Here is a 254-nt window from a genome sequence, read left to right as displayed (position 1 = left end):
AACAATTCATTCAAGCCGACACCGCTTCGCGGCGCGGCTTAATTCAGGAGTTAAACATCATGTGGGAAGCGGTGATCGCCGAAGTATCGACTCAACTATCAGAGGTAGTTGGCGTCATCGAGCGCCATCTCGAACCGACGTTGCTGGCCGTACATTTGTACGGCTCCGCAGTGGATGGCGGCCTGAAGCCACACAGTGATATTGATTTGCTGGTTACGGTGACCGTAAGGCTTGATGAAACAACGCGGCGAGCT

At 53.5% G+C, this 254-nt stretch carries 1 protein-coding gene; it reads left to right on the top strand.

Annotated elements, in window-relative coordinates; translation table 11 throughout:
* Window positions 1-59 precede the first annotated feature (59 nt).
* The coding region (locus AC0L27_RS41440) for a nucleotidyltransferase domain-containing protein (protein WP_473323920.1) at window positions 60-254 on the top strand (195 nt) is incomplete at its 3' end.

The organism is Bradyrhizobium sp. Ken51 (assembly GCF_055807435.1).
This window is presented reverse-complemented; position numbering and strand designations above follow the sequence as displayed.